This window comes from Coleofasciculus sp. G1-WW12-02 (assembly GCF_040219735.1).
Taxonomy (GTDB): domain Bacteria; phylum Cyanobacteriota; class Cyanobacteriia; order Cyanobacteriales; family Coleofasciculaceae; genus Coleofasciculus.
Genome location: NZ_JAVJRX010000045.1, coordinates 114,902 through 130,554 on the forward strand (window position 1 = coordinate 114,902; position 15,653 = coordinate 130,554).

At 45.2% G+C, this 15,653-nt stretch carries 15 protein-coding genes and 1 other RNA gene; 10 read left to right on the forward strand and 6 right to left on the reverse strand.

The window, feature by feature from the left end; translation table 11 throughout:
- The first annotated feature begins 102 nt into the window (after nucleotides 1–102).
- The 5 genes from RID09_RS07995 (at nucleotide 103) to RID09_RS08015 (ending at nucleotide 3,810) form a co-directional block, all read left to right on the forward strand.
- Nucleotides 103–978, forward strand: a complete 876-nt coding sequence (locus tag RID09_RS07995) for an ABC transporter ATP-binding protein (protein ID WP_446335417.1) — start codon at nucleotides 103–105, stop codon at nucleotides 976–978.
- Nucleotides 979–1,468: 490 nt separating this feature from the next.
- Nucleotides 1,469–1,960 (forward strand): SMC-Scp complex subunit ScpB, encoded by a 492-nt coding sequence (scpB, locus tag RID09_RS08000; RefSeq protein WP_446335418.1) that lies wholly within the window; start codon nucleotides 1,469–1,471, stop codon nucleotides 1,958–1,960.
- 136 nt (nucleotides 1,961–2,096) lie between these two features.
- On the forward strand, nucleotides 2,097–2,450 hold the full coding sequence (locus RID09_RS08005) for a DUF760 domain-containing protein (RefSeq protein ID WP_446335419.1): 354 nt from the start codon (nucleotides 2,097–2,099) through the stop codon (nucleotides 2,448–2,450).
- 181 nt (nucleotides 2,451–2,631) lie between these two features.
- Nucleotides 2,632–2,976, forward strand: coding sequence for a TMEM14 family protein (locus RID09_RS08010; protein WP_446335420.1), 345 nt, complete (start codon nucleotides 2,632–2,634; stop codon nucleotides 2,974–2,976).
- 54 nt (nucleotides 2,977–3,030) lie between these two features.
- Entirely contained in the window at nucleotides 3,031–3,810 is a 780-nt protein-coding gene (locus RID09_RS08015) for a hypothetical protein (RefSeq protein WP_446335421.1), read from the forward strand.
- A gap of 153 nt (nucleotides 3,811–3,963) precedes the next feature.
- On the opposite strand, the gene RID09_RS08020 is transcribed toward RID09_RS08015, so the two are convergent.
- The 3 genes from RID09_RS08020 to ssrS form a co-directional block, all read right to left on the reverse strand.
- Complete coding sequence (locus RID09_RS08020) at nucleotides 3,964–4,170, reverse strand: hypothetical protein (RefSeq protein WP_446335422.1); 207 nt, start codon at nucleotides 4,168–4,170, stop codon at nucleotides 3,964–3,966.
- A 267-nt stretch (nucleotides 4,171–4,437) separates the two neighbouring features.
- Nucleotides 4,438–5,715, reverse strand: a complete 1,278-nt coding sequence (locus RID09_RS08025) for a DNA cytosine methyltransferase (protein WP_446335423.1) — start codon at nucleotides 5,713–5,715, stop codon at nucleotides 4,438–4,440.
- A gap of 149 nt (nucleotides 5,716–5,864) precedes the next feature.
- Nucleotides 5,865–6,047: non-coding RNA, 6S RNA (gene ssrS / locus RID09_RS08030), on the reverse strand.
- A gap of 148 nt (nucleotides 6,048–6,195) precedes the next feature.
- On the opposite strand from ssrS, the gene RID09_RS08035 reads away from it, so the two are divergent.
- A complete protein-coding gene (locus RID09_RS08035; protein WP_446335424.1) occupies nucleotides 6,196–7,140 on the forward strand; it encodes a pentapeptide repeat-containing protein in 945 nt (314 codons plus the stop codon).
- A gap of 197 nt (nucleotides 7,141–7,337) precedes the next feature.
- Here the strand turns inward: RID09_RS08035 and RID09_RS08040 are convergent, their stop codons facing one another.
- The gene (locus tag RID09_RS08040; protein ID WP_446335425.1) at nucleotides 7,338–8,471 is read right to left on the reverse strand and encodes a 5-(carboxyamino)imidazole ribonucleotide synthase; all 1,134 of its coding nucleotides are present in this window, start codon (nucleotides 8,469–8,471) and stop codon (nucleotides 7,338–7,340) included.
- Nucleotides 8,472–8,632: 161 nt separating this feature from the next.
- The gene (locus tag RID09_RS08045) at nucleotides 8,633–9,868 is read right to left on the reverse strand and encodes an RNA-guided endonuclease InsQ/TnpB family protein (protein ID WP_446335439.1); all 1,236 of its coding nucleotides are present in this window, start codon (nucleotides 9,866–9,868) and stop codon (nucleotides 8,633–8,635) included.
- A gap of 238 nt (nucleotides 9,869–10,106) precedes the next feature.
- Between RID09_RS08045 and RID09_RS08050 the strand changes: the two genes are divergently transcribed.
- The 4 genes from RID09_RS08050 (at nucleotide 10,107) to hisS (ending at nucleotide 14,953) form a co-directional block, all read left to right on the forward strand.
- On the forward strand, nucleotides 10,107–10,931 hold the full coding sequence (locus RID09_RS08050) for an inositol monophosphatase family protein (RefSeq protein WP_446335426.1): 825 nt from the start codon (nucleotides 10,107–10,109) through the stop codon (nucleotides 10,929–10,931).
- Nucleotides 10,932–11,209: 278 nt separating this feature from the next.
- Nucleotides 11,210–12,163 carry a J domain-containing protein gene (locus tag RID09_RS08055; RefSeq protein ID WP_446335427.1) on the forward strand — a complete coding sequence of 318 codons (954 nt, stop codon included), beginning with the start codon at nucleotides 11,210–11,212 and terminating at the stop codon, nucleotides 12,161–12,163.
- A gap of 291 nt (nucleotides 12,164–12,454) precedes the next feature.
- On the forward strand, nucleotides 12,455–13,420 hold the full coding sequence (gene egtD, locus RID09_RS08060; RefSeq protein ID WP_446335428.1) for an L-histidine N(alpha)-methyltransferase: 966 nt from the start codon (nucleotides 12,455–12,457) through the stop codon (nucleotides 13,418–13,420).
- A 144-nt stretch (nucleotides 13,421–13,564) separates the two neighbouring features.
- Nucleotides 13,565–14,953, forward strand: coding sequence for a histidine--tRNA ligase (hisS, locus tag RID09_RS08065; RefSeq protein ID WP_446335429.1), 1,389 nt, complete (start codon nucleotides 13,565–13,567; stop codon nucleotides 14,951–14,953).
- 83 nt (nucleotides 14,954–15,036) lie between these two features.
- Here hisS and RID09_RS08070 read toward each other — a convergent pair whose 3' ends face one another.
- The gene (locus RID09_RS08070) at nucleotides 15,037–15,573 is read right to left on the reverse strand and encodes a peptidoglycan-binding domain-containing protein (protein ID WP_446335430.1); all 537 of its coding nucleotides are present in this window, start codon (nucleotides 15,571–15,573) and stop codon (nucleotides 15,037–15,039) included.
- Between the last annotated feature and the right edge of the window lie 80 nt (nucleotides 15,574–15,653).

Here is a 15,653-nt window from a genome sequence, read left to right on the forward strand (position 1 = left end):
CTGACACGCCTAAACGCCAAGAGAGTTGAGGAAGATAGATCAGGAAGAGGGAGATGACAAATGACTAAAATATAAAATTGTTCTCTTATAAATTTAGACACGATGCCCCCTGCTGTTTGTGTCCAACAGGTCAACAAAACCTACGATAAAGTCCCTGTAGTTAAGGACCTCTCCTTCACTATCGAATCGGGAGAGATATTCGGTCTACTCGGTCCCAACGGGGCGGGGAAATCGACAACAATTCGTATGTTAACCACCCTAACCCGACCCACCGAAGGGCAAATTGAGATTGCGGGTTATGATGTGGTGCGTCAATCGGCTGAGGTAAAGCAAAATATCGGCGTCGTGTTGCAACAAACCAGCGTTGACAACGACCTAACCGTCTGGGAAAATATGGAACTCCACGGACGCTTGCACCACATTCCTAATCCCCGACGGCAAACCCTGATTAACCAGTGGTTAGAGTATGTAGAATTATCCCAACGGCGGGATTCGCCAGTGAAAACCCTATCTGGTGGGATGAAGCGTCGCCTGCAAATCGCCAGGGCGCTACTCCACCAACCCAAAATTCTATTTTTAGATGAACCCACGGTGGGACTTGATCCCCAAACCCGTCGCCGCCTGTGGGAAATTATTCGGGATTTAAACCGCCAAGGGATGACAATGCTGCTAACGACTCATTACATGGACGAGGTGGAGGTGTTGTGTGATCAGTATGGGGCAAGTCAGCCAGGACGCATCGGTATTATGGACTGTGGTAAGCTAATTGAACTGGGAACCCTGCAACAACTCAAAGCTAACCATGGTGAAGGGTTGCTGATGAAACAAATCGGCGATCGCTTTGAGTATAAATTCTTTCCCACTCTAGACGATGCCAATGCCTACCTTGACAGCTTACCGGATAAAACAGGTATGATGGTTCGTCCCTCGAATTTAGAAGATATCTTTGTGGAATTGACGGGACGACAACTCGATTAAGGAGCGTATCGGTACTTCCGTTCCGAAAAACCTATACAGAACTATGCATAGTTAGGCATATCTGTACATAGTCGGAACGTGCAGACTAAGACTCATCGCTGTCTACGTTAGACGGGTCACGACACCTTGATATGAACGCCAGCATGATGCTCTGTCGAATTCAGTTAAGTAATCAGTGAACAGGTTTATAGCTGTAGTGCTGAATTCGTAAAAAGCCCGTCTAACATTGTCGAGGCAAACTTTACTTAGCAATAAGGTTGACAGAAGATGTCAAATTACGTTTTTCTCCTTACTTGCATAGATATGCAGAGAAATAGGATTACAGTTTCACACCCAATCCCTAATCCCCAATCACTCACGCGCCATGTCCGACTAGGGAAGCGAAGGATCAAAACTCGGTAAGGGCGGGTTTTGAACCAAAGTTATCGTCAACAGCTTGAGCGAATTCCCTAAACCCACCCCTACACATTCAACACTCAAAACGTCCCCAATGCCTCGTCTAGCGACCCAAATTGAAGCAATTCTATACTTAAAGGGCAAACCCTTGTCCCTGGCGGAAATTGCTGAGTGTGCAGGGTGCGATCGCGTTGCGGCAGAAGATGCTTTAATTGAACTGATGTCAGACTATGCCTATCGAGACAGCGCCCTAGAAGTCGTCGAGACACCAAAGGGTTACAGCTTGCAGTTACGAGCTTCATTTGCTACGTTAATGCAAAGTCTAGTGCCTGCTGAATTAGGTCTAGGAGCATTGAGAACCCTAGCCGCGATCGCACTCAAACAACCTATTGCTCAAACTCAGCTGATCGACTTACGCGGTAGTGGTGCTTATCAACATGTTCAGGAACTGATTTCCCTGGGATTTGTCAGCAGACGCCGACAAAGTGATGGTCGTTCTTACTGGTTGCAAGTTACGAATAAATTTCATCAACACTTTGAACTTGATAACCTCCTACCGTCCCTACAGACACCCTCTCAATCCTAAGCACCACCTCATCTCATTCTCATCCTTACGCCTGAATTTCTTCCTTAAGAACTAGGGCTGTTGCACCAAAGCACCAAGTCGGTAGCCAGCACAATCGTTTAGAGTAGAAACAAGTAAGTCACGTCTTTTGATTCTAATGGTATTTAACTCTGACTTCCTCAATTCTCCCCCTGAAGATGACGCATCCAACCAATTACTGAACTATCTACAACACCAATCCCCAGATGTGCTGTCCCAGGTTGCCAAATCTGCCAGCCCGGAAATTCAGCAAATCATTTCCCAGAACGTCCAGGGACTGGTGGGTATGCTTCCTTCTGAGAGTTTCAATGTCCAAATTACCACAGATCGCGAAAATTTAGCTGGATTGCTGGCTTCGGCGATGATGACGGGCTATTTTCTGCGTCGCATGGAACAACGCATGGAACTAGAAGATAACATGACCGACACTATGAGTTGGCATAGGCAATCCCATCACAACGATCACTCTTAGGATTCTTCTATCTAAACCGATTCCTGTAACATCCTAAGAGAGTCATGGGAAAGCTATTCCCCCGTTTAATCAAGACGGGTGGCGGGGGATTGGGCTGCCGTAAAGGGCAGTCGTTTTTGTGCGACTAAAGAGAGTATAATCCATTATAGCCAATCTTTAAATCCACAAAATTTTTCCTAACATGAACAACTTATTGCCAATTATTACCGGATTTGTTTTAATCTACGCCTTACTTGTCTTGGTGGGTGGCATAATTGGATATGTAAAAGCCAAAAGCCAAAAATCTCTAATTTCGGGTATCAGTAGTGGTCTGGGACTGTTGGTCGCTTGGTGGCTTTGTCGGGTGATCCCAATTATGGGACTGGGACTAGCCACAATAATTTCCCTGCTGTTATTTATTGTCTTTGTTATTCGTCTTTTCCGCACCCGCGCCTTTATGCCTTCGGGAATGATGATGGTTTTGTCGCTAATGGCTACAGTACTTTTTTCGGTAGGATTATTAGCAGCAGAAGGTTTCTTGCAATAGATTACTGTATTTTACCGATGATCCGGATGCTCAAGCAAAATAGCAGGCGATAAGATGAGAAGTTCTTTAAAAACCCCTTATGTATTACTTCCTGTCTTATTGGGCTGCTGCTTTTTTGTTTATTTCATCAGTTCGGGTCAATATCCTTGGCTTAAATCCTTTTCCTTAGATATTGCCTCAGAAATTACTGGCATTATCATCGTTGTCTTTTCAATTGATCGAGTCATGGCTATCGATCAAGAAAATCAACGAAGGAAACTAGAATCTGTGGCATTCCTACAGCTCAGGAGACCACTTCAACGTCACTTTTATTTGTTTTTCAATATGTTTAAGGCGGCTATTGCCGAAAAACCAGATAAAACGTATCAAACAGTAGCTGACTTATTTGACCATACATTTTTTGAAGAATTAGCGTTTCTTGATTTTTCCAAGCCAGCCCCTGTATTGGGTGCAATTGAAGCAGATTGGTCTGAATATTTATTACGGGAATGCTCGCAGTTTAAGGATTCCTTAAACCGCACCATGGAAAAATATTGTTTATTTTTACAACCTGAACTTATTGAATTGATGGAAGAAATGATCAATTCTCCATTTCTGTGGATTGTCTTCAATGCGCCCGTCATTCGCCAGTTTAGCGTAAATAATAACACCTCTAATTCTTATAATTTATTAGCCCGACAAGAAATTCGGGATTTACTGAAAGAGTATATTCAACTCATTACAGCATTATTAGAGCAATATAATCAAAGAGTTCCAGAAGACAAACAAATTAAAATTTCTGATGAATTGTGGGCAAACGGAGTTTTGCCAAAAATTGGTAGCGGTAGAATCTAGAGATTTAAGGTAAGTAATAAGCCTGCCCGAAAAGCGTTGCGAAAGGTCAATTGTAGGGGTGGGCATAAGCCGTTTAATTTTTATACTTACTGATAAGCTCTAAACAAAACTCGCCCTTATTCATAAAGTATAAGTCATAAATTATAATGTATTCTATTCAACGACTCGAATCCATCCCCGATTTAAACCTTCATAAATCTGTTCAACTAGGTTTTGCTCTTCCCTAGAAAGTGACTGCTTCGATAAAAGTGCTGACATGAACAGTTGTTGGTCAATTCGGCTAATTTGGCGCATATCAATAATGCGATTGGCAATTTGCCGGACAGGAAATTTGGGAAAACAAACTTGAGCAGATTTCATTGGGTCTTTAGCAACGTGGTGTATCTCTCCTTAAAATATATTACAGAACTTATCAATTCTCGAACGTGATCAAATTAGCGCATTGTCAGTGATTCGGACTCGACATAAATTGTGATAAGTGTTTTATTAGCCAAGTGATGAGTTCTCAGGAAAGCTTATGAGAAACTTGTCCTCATCAAGTGATATAAATCACAAAAGGATGGGAATAAGTATGTAAACTTTCAATATCCTAACCCACTAAAATTCCCTTCTCTTTTCTTTTTTCTTTTATTTCCAATACTCAGATGCTTTGACCTGTCCTAATTCTAAGAGGTACGGGTCTTTTAGGGTAAGGGTTGACGTTGGCGGCGAGGGTTCAACTCCCAAGGCGGCGATAACTTGATGACCTAAGACTCGTCCGAGTCGTGGCGGTACAGCATTTCCCACCTGTCGAAATCCATGCCATTTCGTAGCATGAAAGCGGAACCAGTCCGGAAACGAATGTAAACGTGCGGCTTCTCGTACTGAAATGACCCGTGGATATTTAGGATGAATGGGACGGGGGGAGGTATAGCTACCGTGTTCGGGTCCGGTACCTGCGCGTAAGGTGTAGCAGGGTTTGTCCCAGTCTAGGCGTTGTAGGCGACTAATGGATTCTAATTGACCGGGTGGTGTTTGATTAAACCGTTCAATCGAGGCTAGATTGTGTCGCGTTCGCTTGGAACTGGTTAAGAGGAACGGATTCCATTGGCGGGGATAAGCAAAATTAAAAGGATCGCTGATTATACCTCGTAGCTTTTCCACGTAAGGCATGGCTAATGCTTGAAGTAATTGTAACTGGGGGAGTGTCAGTTCTACCGAGTCTGAGGTTTGAAGTTCGGTAAAATCATCTAAATTGGGTAAATCCGCGATCGCATCCCGAACCGTACAGAAAAAAGAGGGTGATTGCAATTGAGGTTGAGGATAGGTTAAGGGTTTAACTCCCACCTGATTCCCCAAGACAAATAACCGTTGTCGCTGCTGGGGTACACCGAAATTAACCGCGCTTAGTACCTGTATCGGTTGAATTATCTCATACCCGGCTGCTTTAAACTCGCACTGCAACTGATTCAGTAGGTTTTGGTATTTTTTCAGACCTAAACCCGGAACATTTTCCATAACAAAATAACGAGGCTGGAGTTCTTTGACCAAGCGACAGAATTCAAAGACTAAAAGGTTACGCTTGTCACAAACCTGACGTTTCCCCATCACTGAAAATCCCTGACAGGGAGGTCCACCAAATACCAAGTCAATGTCAATCCTGTCGCGATCGCTAACTAGAACAGGACTCCTTTGGCGATCGCACCAATCCCGCAAGGCTTGCTGGATATGTGTTCCCGTCAAGTCAGATACATCAGCGCACAAGACATGAGTCTGGGGAAAGTTAAACCCATAGACAGCCGCGTGAATCGGGTCTTTTTCCACTGCGATCGCCACATCCAACCCCGCCTGTTCGATCCCCAGGGAAAACCCACCAACTCCTGCAAATAAATCAATGGCGACAGGTCGATACCCCAAATTTGCCATCCCCTCATCCATTGCTTTAGCTTATCGGCGATTCATCTCACGGTCAATCAGAGATTCGACCGTGATCTGTTCCCTGTTTTGTCTAATTCGGTTACCACGCAAAATCCCCCAGTCACTTAAGACAGGGGGAAATTTTTGCGAATTATTGCAGGTTCACCGAAACGCCGTCTTGCCTCAGCTTATGACCTGGAAAACCAGGTGGGCATCGTGGACGCTCGTTTTAAGTTTCCGGGTTCATGCCCGGTCTACTGCCACAAGGTCTCTCGATTCCCTTTGCTATACGGACAAAGATCAAAAAACACTATTGGCAGTCACCAACGTTCCAGTGGAACCTGTCCTTCTATTCTAACGATTTATTTCCAGATGTCCACTGTCTAGTATTCGCCATCTTCTGTAGGTACACCTGGCGTGCGCCCTGAAGATGGTCAGTGTTCGTGCCTAATTATACGCTGTTCTAGACACTCTAGGCTAAACTGATGAGTGTCATCGATCGCAAACCATGATGTTCGGGGTTATTGGCAGATGGTTTACAGCGAACCCCACTCCTATCTTGTCAAACTGGGGTTATTCCACTGGAACAGTTGGCGACAGAAACATCCTGATGTTACTCCCATGCTGGAGGGTGCCAACCTAAATTTATTGGATCTGAGTGGATTTAACCTCCGAGGGGCTAATATTCAAGGTGCTAACCTCTTTGGCACAGATTTGCTTGATGCTGACTTGACGGATGCCAATCTCACAAAAGCTGATTTTACAGGTGCCGATTTGAGGAATGCTTTTCTTTGCGGCGCTGATTTATCGGAAGCACGGTTGATTAGAACCCAAGCTTTAGGTACAAACTTTGAGAGAGCAATATTCACAGGAGTCTGCTTAGAAGACTGGAATATTGATAGTAAAACTAACTTGATTGGAGTTATCTGCGACTACGTTTATCTTAAATCCAGATATTCTCCTAAGAATAAACGATATGTACTGCAAGAACGCCGTCCTCATAGTGGCAGATTTGAACCGGGTGAGTTTGCCAAGCTTTTCCAAACAACTCTAGAAACGGTTGAGTTAATCTTTCGCAACGGGATTGATTGGCAAGCATTTTTGGTTGCTTTTCAAAAATTGGAGAAAGAACAGGGTGATTTTCCTGTCTCTATTCAATCCATTGAAACGAAGCATCGAGGCACTGTAGTCATCCACCTCAATGTTCTGCCAGAGCAGGATAAGGCAAAAATTGAGCAATCCTTTAAACAGTGTTATAAACAGGAACTTCAATGCATTGAGGCAGATTATCAAGAAAAGTTTGGTACTAGAGTTCAGTCAGAGGAATTAATTACTAAGTATCGCCAACGAAATTCGGATTTTAAAGCCATGATTCAGGTTATGGCTAAAGCTCAAAGTGACTTTGTTTTAAATATGTTGCTACAATTAGAGTGATTTTTCCTTAGTCATTCGTCCTTTTTTATTTGTTCAAGATTTTTCCCCCTCAAAACTCACTAAGGGCGGGTTTAGTCAAGTTATGGGTTTTGTTGGGCATTGTTATCCTTAAAACCCGCCCCTACTTCCCTTAAAAATTCACGCGCCATGACCGACTAGCAAGTGTGTTGGGTAGAAACTATCTTATTTGATAGTCTTTAACTGTACCACAGGGTTTCTATGGATTGTGCGATCGCCTGCGGGGTCTTGTGTGGGTTAGAATCCAACAGGACTGTGACATGTCCGAGTTTGCGCCCTGGGCGCGATTGTTTTTTCCCATACCAATGCAGATATGTTTGGGGCTGACGGGCTAGTTTTTGCCGTTTTTCGAGATAGTCGTTCTGGGAATATTCGTAACCTAATAGGTTAATCATGACGGCTCTATTACACCTAAGTGTCGGTTTCGTCAATTCTAATCCAGCGACTGCCCGTAAATGCATTTCAAACTGCGAAGTTTCACAAGCATCTAAACTAAAATGCCCAGAATTGTGGGTACGGGGGGAGACTTCGTTGACAAATACCTGATTATTGGCGGTGAGAAACAGTTCAATCCCAAACACGCCCACGGCTTGTAGACTATTGAGTAAGGTACGTGCGATCGCGTCAATTTCTTTTTCTGTCTCTGTGCTAATCGGGGCGGGAATGATCGCCCGACGGCACACTTGCTTTTCCTGCTGGGTTTCAACAACGGGGTAAACCACTACCTCACCGCTTAAAGAACGAGCAGCGATTACAGCTAATTCTCGTTCAAAGGGTACAAATTCCTCGACGAGGAGGGGTGTATCACCAAGTTTTGAACGGAGTTCCTGAAAACTCTCTCTCTCCTTAAAAATAAACGTGCCTTGACCATCATAGCCGTGGCGTCGCGCTTTGAGAACGACAGGAAAATCCATCCTATCTGGGTTGAGGGGTGTCTGTAGTAAGTTAAAAGCCGGTTGGGGTAAACCAATGTCGCGTAAATAGCAGCGTTGGTGATACTTATCCAGTAGGGGGGCTAAAGCCTCTAGGCGGGGGCGAAAACAGACACCTTGGTTTGCCAAGGGGAACAACCCATCTAAATTAATAAATTCATTCTCAAAAGTGATCACATCACAATCGGCGGCTAACTTAGCCGTCGCGGCGGCGTCATCAATCGGGGCAAAGATGGTATCGGAGGCGACACTAACGGCTGGATCAGTAGGATGGGGTGTTTGAATGACTAAATCCAATCCCAATGATTTAGCCCCATCTCCCATCATCCAAGCCAGTTGTCCGCCACCAATTACCCCTACTCGTTTCACAGTCTTAGGCATCAATAGGTTTGAGTCACTCGTTTGTCATGTTAGCGGATTTTGGTGTCAACATTAAACTCTGACAAGCAAAGGCTTCTGGACGAGATGATAGTGATAAGCCTTTGAATCAAGCCTATTTTCTAACCGCAACCGGAATGCCATGAACATTGACACTCCCCCGGTTAAAACGCGGGGGATTCTTTCTTCACAGGGAGGCAGAGTTTAACGTCTTCCAGGACGGAGCCTTTACCCTCAGAAAGCTTACCCACCGTGTGTCCCACGGCTTCCAGTCCTCTAATCTCGACTACCTGAGCGGCTGCTATATCGCGGTCTTGGGTATACCCGCAATGCTGACACTTGTGTACCCGTTGGGAGAGCTTTTTCTTGCCCGTTTCCTTCAGGCATTTAGGACAAGTTTGACTCGTTCCAGATGCGGGTATCTTCTGGAAGTACACGCCGCGCTTGAAACAGCATTGGGAGAGGATATCTAGGAATTGACCCCACCCCGCATCTAGGCAATGTTTAGCCAAGAAGCCTTTACCTAGTGCCTTGAGGTTGAGCTGTTCAGCAAACACAATGTCTGCCCAATCACAGAGGTTATGGGCTAGCTCCCAATGGTAGTTTTTACGGGTATTGGCTATCCGCTCATGTAGTCGGGCTACTTTGAGAAGTGCTTTAGCTCGATTGTTTGACCCAAACCGTTTATTAGCCACCTTTTTTTGCAGCGATTTCAGCTTGCTTTCTAGTCGCTTAAACGGTCTGGGATTTGGAAACGTTCGCCCATTAGACACGGCGGCAAAGTGCATTAAGCCTACATCTATTCCTAATGATGTACCAGTCGGACTGATTTCAGGTACATTTACTTTCCATTGCAGGATGAGTTGTACATACCAACCGGATGCCCGTCTCACAATACGCGCCTGTTTAATCGTCGCATCATCGGGAATTGGGCGGGATTGGTTGAATTTAACCAGCCCAATCTTAGGTAGTTTAATTCGATTCCCTTGAATGGGTTGTTCCGATGGCGTAGGAAAGACGAATGACCTCATCCGACCCGCTTTCTTGTACCGAGGAAAGCCTCTCCCATTCTTCCACATCCCCTCAAATGCTAGCTGTAGCCGCTTTAGGGTTTGCTGTAGCACTTGTGAGTGTACTGAGGCGAGTTCAGGGATACTCTTACGGGCAACCGTTAAGTTTTTGCATTGGCTGCTGTAGGTCGGTGACGGCGCATCGGCTGGAATGATGTACTCGTGTTTAATCGAGCAGGCGTAACCCCTACATTTGCGAGATTTAACCCAATCTTTGCGCTCAGTTAAAGCGTAGTTGTATACCCTACGGCATTGCTCTAGCCACTCTTCAAAAGTAGCTATCTGAGCGCTAGTTGGTTTTAGTTTGAACTCGTAAATTAAGGTAAACAGTTGCTCGACCTCCTGCAATGTTTTCTAACACTATACTACACTATTGGTGGGGCTTGTTCAGGACAAATCAGACTCGCGACTAAAGTCGCTTTGCTGAACGCCGAGATCGGTTTCATCCCCTGCGTTTTAACCAGGGGATGAAACCATCGCTATCCTGTAAGAATATAGTAAGCTCAATTCTGACTTGAGCTTTTATACTTCCCTGAAAAACTCAAACCTCTCATAACCAGCCACAACCATGAGTCAACCCACATCCGATCAACTGCAAATCTTTCTCGACATCGCCACAGAAGCCGCGATGACAGCCGGGGCAATCTTGCAAACTTACTGGGGTAAACTAGATGGGGTAGAAGAGAAAGGGCGTCCGGGTGATTTAGTCACAGTCGCTGATAAAGAAGCAGAAGCCGCCATTGTAAAAGTCTTAGGGCGTCATCTTCCCCATCATGCTATTTTGGCAGAAGAATCGGGTCAAAGGGGAGACCAGAAGAGTGAATATCTTTGGGCAATTGATCCCCTCGACGGCACCACCAATTATGCTCATCAGTACCCCATTGCCGCTACATCTGTGGGACTGCTCGTTAACGGAATACCGCAAGTGGGAGTTATCTATAATCCCTTTCACAATGAACTATTTCGGGCGGCTAAAGGATTGGGAGCAACTTGCAACCGCCGTCCGATTCAAGTGTCTGGCACCTCTAATCTCCATCAAAGCTTACTAGTAACTGGCTTTGCCTATGACCGCCACGAAACCCCAGACAACAACTATGCCGAGTTTTGTCACCTAACTCACCTCACCCAAGGCGTTCGCCGCAGTGGTTCAGCCTCTCTCGATTTGGCAGAAGTGGCTTATGGACGCTTAGATGGGTATTGGGAACGGGGAATTTCACCCTGGGATATTACAGCTGGTGTAGTATTAGTGCAAGAAGCAGGTGGTACAGTCACAGCTTATGATGGTAGCCCCCTCGTCCTAAAATCTGGACGAATTCTCGCCACCAATGGTCAAATTCACAACCAACTCAGTCAGGAACTGTTACAGACACCACCCTTGTCGAGTTGGACGTGACACTTCCTCGAGACGGATCAAAGATTGTAGTGCCGCTTGGCTTCAAATACCCACCCATTAACAATAGACGAAAAAGCAGATACCATAAACCATACTGCCTTAGAGTCTTGGAGCCTTGGAGACTGGGAGCCTTCTGAGACAGTCCTGCCCAACCGTCAGTTTACCCCTATCTTGGGAACCATATTTTCTACAATAGCTATGAGGATGTCAAGGGGGACTTTCATCTCTGAGACAGACTATAACACTATTCTTTCGTCACAGCAATTGGACAGCACCCTATGGCTTTTGAAATTGAACGCGGACTTTTTAAGTATGATTTCACGGATTATTATGCCATTTTAGGCGTTCCCGTCGATGCGGATGAGAAGACAGTCCGGAAGCAGTATCTCAAAGTAACTCGCCGTCTCCATCCTGACAGCAGCAAATTCAAAACGGATGCGGAAAAACAGCAAGCCAATGAACTGTTAACAAAACTCGTCAATCCTGCCAAAGAACAACTGTTTCGTGGCAGTCGTGACTATAAAGTCAGTCTAGGACACATGGGCAAGCGTCTAGCCGCAGAAGGGGGCAAAATTTCGATTTCTAGCGACACGGCAAAAGAATTGGCAAGAGCTGGTGCAAATGTCGATGCTGTTTATCGGAATTCATTGAAATCTCTAGCCTCCAAGCAATACGAATCTCTTGATAAAGTAGTGGACAGAATTGGCGAAATCAGTGAACTCAATTTAGTTTACTTGATGCTCAAAGGAAAAACATCTAAATCCGGCATCAGCAAAACCTCTTCAGGAACAGCCATTTCTAAAACGGCGGGAACTGGCGCGGCGGTGAAGAAAACGACGGCTGGCGCAGCGACTAGTGGTGCATCAACGAAGGGGGGTGGGACTCAGGAAGTCTCAAAAGTTGATTCCTATCTCAGCCGCGCCGACAGCTATATGAAGAAAAACAATTTTGCGGGCGCTGTTTTAGAATTACGAGAAGCTCTCAAATTAGAGCAAACCAATAGTAAAAGTCATGGCTTATTGGGGTTAGCTTACTTAAAGCAAAATCAAGTATCCATGGCTAAGGTTCATATTAACAAAGCCTTGCAATTGAATCCCCAGGAAGAAAACGCCTTGAAAGGAAAGCAATATATCGACAAATTAACCCAGAAAACAGGTTCAGGCAGCAAGTCGAAAGATCAATCGAGTGGCGGTGGTTTGTTTGGAGGATTGTTTAGCGGCAAGAAAAAGTAAAAGAATCAGGGACAAAGGATGAAAATTGAAACCGTTTTCAGGTTTTCCGATTGTTGGGGCGGGTTTCACCCGGATGTCCCTAAATCCCCCCTAACTGAGTGCGAGAATTTTTTGGCAGATGAGGGATGGGGAATGTAAACGTGCAGCAGCTTTTGCCGCCTAGTGGGCTAAATGTTTGGACTTCACCGGCATTTGCTCACTCACCCTCACTTGCAAAAAGGATCATTGGCAGTAGATGATAGGAGAGGAATCCACCCTTCAGGGTGGCTAGCAGATTGAACGATTGGGTGGATGGATAATCTAGAGTTTTACGATTACAAGCCGCACCTGAGCAGCTTGCGCGAAGAAATATTCCAGGGTTTGGCTCAACCCCAAAAAGCGATCGCGCCCAAGTTCTTTTATGATAAACGGGGTTCGGAACTGTTTGATCACATCTGTGAGTTGGAGGAATACTATCCCACCCGCACGGAAATTCATCTGTTAAAAACCTATTGCTGGGATATTGGACAACTTGTGGGTCAAGATTGCTTGCTGATCGAGTATGGTAGTGGCAGTAGTGCCAAAGTCCGCCTTCTGTTGGATGCCTTGCCGCACCTAGCCGGCTATATGCCCATCGATATCTCCCAAGAACACATGCTGCAAGCGTCAGCCGAACTAGCACAATCCTATCCTGACTTGGATGTGATTGCTGTTTGTGCGGATTATACCCAGGATTTTCAACTGCCACCCTATAGCAAAAAACCCGTCAATCATAAGCTAATTTTCTTTCCGGGTTCCACGATTGGCAATCTTCATCCCCCTGAGGCGCTCCATCTGCTCAAACAGTCGCGTCGTCTTCTGGATAAAGGCGATGGTATGTTAATTGGTGTTGATCTCAAAAAAGACCCAACTATTTTAAACGCCGCCTATAATGATGCCGAGGGAGTCACGGCTGAATTTAATCTACACCTATTGGAGCGGATTAATCAGGAGCTAAACGCTAATTTTGATTTATCGCACTTTCGCCACTGGGCTTTTTATAATCCAGATAAAAGCCGCATTGAGATGCATTTAGTCAGTCTCAAGGAACAAACTGTGATCATAGATAGGACACCGTTTCACTTTCGTCAAGATGAAACGATTCATACAGAAAACTCTTATAAATACAGCGTTGAAGAGTTCCAGGATATGGCAACTTATGCTGGATTCGAGGCTCAACAGGTGTGGATAGATACCAACCATCTCTTCAGCATCCATTACCTAACGATTAGGAATTAGGGATTTTATTTCCCTCTTCCCTATTCCTTGCTCCCCTAGAAGGGCGGGTTTAGTCAAGTTATCGGTTTGTCGCTCTCATTTTATCGATAAAACCCGCCCCTACACCCCCGCTTCCCCTGTTCCCTGTTCTCTGTTCCCTGACAAATGACAAAAACTGACAAAATAAATTTTTCTTGTCCGAGTGGTTTTCCCGAATTTCTCCCAGGTGAAAAGCGTCTGGAGATGTATTTGATAGATACCATCCGCCAGGTGTTTGAGCGGTATGGATTCACACCAATCGAAACCCCTGCAGTTGAGCGGTTGGAAGTGCTGCAAGCCAAAGGAAATCAAGGAGATAATATTATTTACGGGCTACAACCCATTTTGCCCCCGAATCGCCAAGCAGAAAAAGAACAAGCGGGAGAAAGTGGTTCAGAGGAGAGAGCATTAAAGTTTGATCAGACAGTTCCCCTAGCCGCTTATATTGCCCGTCACCTGAATGAACTTCAGTTTCCCTTTGCTCGCTATCAGATGGATATTGTATTTCGGGGAGAACGGGCAAAAGCTGGACGCTATCGCCAATTTCGTCAATGTGATATTGATGTAGTGGGTCGTAATAAACTTAGTTTGCTCTATGATGCCCAAATTCCCGCGATTATTGCCGAGATTTTTACGGCGATTAATATCGGAGACTTTTTGATCCGGATTAACAATCGCAAAGTTCTCAGTGGGTTTTTTGAGTCGATTGGTTTGGATGAGAGCAAAATTATGCCCTCTATCCGAATTGTGGATGCAGGGGAGAAGATTGGCGAAGCTAAGGTTAAAAAAGCGCTCTTGGCTGAAGGGTTATCCGATGAACAAGTCGAGCAAATTCTTGCCTTTACTAAGATTCAGGGTTCGGTGGATGAAGTGTTGGCGCAATTGAACGCCATGCTTGAGGATAAACCCGATGCTCAGGTATTGAAAACGGGCATTGCTGAACTGGAAACGGTGATTACAGGGGTACGGAATTTGGGGGTGAGCGATCGCGTGTTTTGCCTTGACCTCTCAATTGCCCGTGGATTAGACTATTACACGGGAACGGTGTATGAAACAACCCTCGTTGGTCATGAAGCCTTGGGCAGTATTTGTTCAGGGGGACGGTATGAAGAACTTGTGGGAATGTTTGTCGGGGATAAAATGCCAGGAGTGGGCATTTCCATCGGTTTAACTCGGTTGATGAGTCGGCTGATTCAAGCCGGGATTCTGGAGTCTTTCTCCTCCACACCCGCTCAAGTGATGGTGGTGAATATGCAAAGCGACTTGATGCCCTTATATTTAGACGTATCTCAGAAACTGCGTCAGGCGGGAATTAGTACAATTACCAGTTTTGAAGAACGTTCTGTGGGCAAACAGTTACAGCAAGCCGATAAACGGGGAATTCCCCTTTGTGTAATTATTGGCTCTGAAGAAGCCGCCAACCAAAAATGCGGTCTGAAAAACATGAAAACCGGGGAGCAAATTGCCGTCAAGATAGAGCAGCTAGCTGATGAGGTTACCAAGCAATTAACCTAAGGGCATTTCTGTAGAGACGTTCCATGCAACGTCTCTACAAAAGGGGAAATTTTGTAGCATAAATGACAGACAAAAACAATGAACTACACTGCCACTAGAGCATCTTGGTAAGAGTTATGATTTAAGCGGAAATGAACCTGACTCAGAGCATACCACGTTTGCTCACCGACCACTCCATCTACCAGTAAGCCATGACGTTTCTGGAACGATCGCACAGCGTGTTCTGTTTGTTCACCAAAATCACCATCAATTGGCGCTGAATAATCCTGAGTCAGATGCAGCACCCACTGTAAGGGAATCACCATATCATGTCTGCTACCTCGATTGAGTACAGGCATATTAACCGGGGCGCCGTGATAAAGGGCTTGCCATGTTAGGGAATCGACAATACCATCAGCTTTGAGGAACATACTTTGCTGAAATTCCATCACAGCATCATGGACCGAGCGATCAAAATACCCCCCCATGGGACCCGTGTAGGTGCCGCAATGAGCCAGAAGCTTTTGCAGTTCTAAAACCTCCGCTCCCACCGAACCCAGTTGCAGTATAGGTTTGCGAACCGATGATTTAGCGGTGAGTCTAACCTTTGATGTCGTTTCCGGATTAAAAAGCGCTTGCATAGTACAGTCCTCATAAGAAGTGAGTTTGTACAGTATTTTAAGGTACTGTTGATGGCTGGGAACTTATCCTAGCTAACCCA